Origin of the sequence: Pseudoalteromonas sp. SR45-5 (assembly GCF_014163565.1) — a bacterium.
Classification (GTDB): Bacteria; Pseudomonadota; Gammaproteobacteria; order Enterobacterales; family Alteromonadaceae; genus Pseudoalteromonas; species Pseudoalteromonas distincta.
The window spans coordinates 1-1,469 of the sequence record NZ_JACJDN010000818.1 but is presented as its reverse complement, the minus strand read 5'-3'; the positions used below and the strand labels follow the sequence as shown (position 1 = coordinate 1,469).

General features: G+C 38.1%; 2 protein-coding genes. Both read left to right on the top strand.

What is annotated here, in order from left to right; translation table 11 throughout:
- Nucleotides 1-86: 86 nt before the first annotated feature.
- Nucleotides 87-851, top strand: a complete 765-nt coding sequence (locus tag H5072_RS19325; RefSeq protein WP_182694494.1) for a DUF6515 family protein — start codon at nucleotides 87-89, stop codon at nucleotides 849-851.
- 170 nt (nucleotides 852-1,021) lie between these two features.
- Nucleotides 1,022-1,469: RDD family protein (locus H5072_RS19320; protein ID WP_182694493.1), on the top strand; the 448-nt coding region annotated here is incomplete at its 3' end.

The following is a 1,469-nucleotide window of genomic DNA, read 5'->3' as shown; positions in this document are numbered from 1 at the left end:
CCGTTTGCTGTTGTATGTCAGTTAACATTCAGTTTGAGCCGCTAGTATTGAACCCAGTTATGTAAAAACATAAACGAGGCAATATTATGAAACTTACTTTTTTACTACCTGCCCTGCTCGCCATTGGCGCAGTATCAGGCTCTGCGCTTGGAGCACAAAACGAGCGAGAGAATGATAAAAGCTTTAAACGCGATCACGACAAACGTGTTGAATATAAACGCGATGAACGCCGCCATGAAAAAAAGCAGCGTATTGAGCATAAAAAAGAAAAACGAGAAGACCGTAAGCAAGAAAAACGTAAACTTGCTAAGTACAAACAGGAAAAGCGTGAACTACACCGCTACAACCAGCGAAAATATAACTACTTAACAAGCCATCACAATTCAGTCGCTTACAGACAAAATCGATTTATAAACCATTTACCACGCAATAGTGCATCAATCAGATTTAATGGTATTTCGTTTACGTTTAACGACGGCCTTTATTACCGTAAAGCTAAAAGAGGCTACCATGTTGTTAAACCACCTAGAGGCCTGCGTATAAATACGCTACCAAGAAATTACAGGCATTTTAAACACCACAATACGACTTACTACACTTATCAAAATGTATACTACATTGCGGATAATGATGGTTATACGGTTGTTGATGAGCCATCAACTCGCCTTAATCAGGCAATAAAAGTGGGTAATGTGAATGACTATAGCTTGGGCCAAACTTACGATTCATTGCCTCAGACAGCACAGGCCGTAATAATTAACTCACAGCAGTATTTTAAATACGGCGATATTTATTTTTTACCGCAAATAAGTGGTGACGACATAAAATACCTTGCCATTAAGCTAGGTTAAACTCGCTATAAATTAAAAGGCCTTACTGTAAATAGTAGGGTCTTTTTCATTCCCCTCCGTAGGTAGTAATTTACAGCAATAAAATCAATTCTCTCTAAACATTAACATGTCTTAGTATTTGTAAGCTTTTTTGTTAAACTAGCTCGCATATTAATAGTGAGAGTGTATTTATGTCGGGTGAGTTTCCACGTGCTGGTTTTTGGCGCCGTTTTGCGTCGTTGGTCTACGATACGTTAGCCATTATTGCGTTTGCGATGTTAACTGTAGTGCTGTATTTATTTGCAGTACAGGGGCTTATTTCTCTCGATGTAATTAGTTTAAATGGCGCAGAGGATGTATCTGCATTTATTCAAAATTCAAATCTTCTTTCGGGTATTCGTACCGCTCTTTTAATTATTGTTAGCTTAGTATTTTTTGGCTACTTTTGGACTAAAAGCGGGCAAACCATTGGCATGCGTGCATGGCGTTTAAAAGTACAAACTCTTGAAGGTAATTTAATTAGCTGGCCGCAATCAATTATCCGCAGCGTTAGCGCTTTACTCGGTTTAGGTAATTTGGTGGTGTTAGTAGATTTTAAAAACAAAAAAGCACTACAAGATTACATCTCTAAAACAGAAG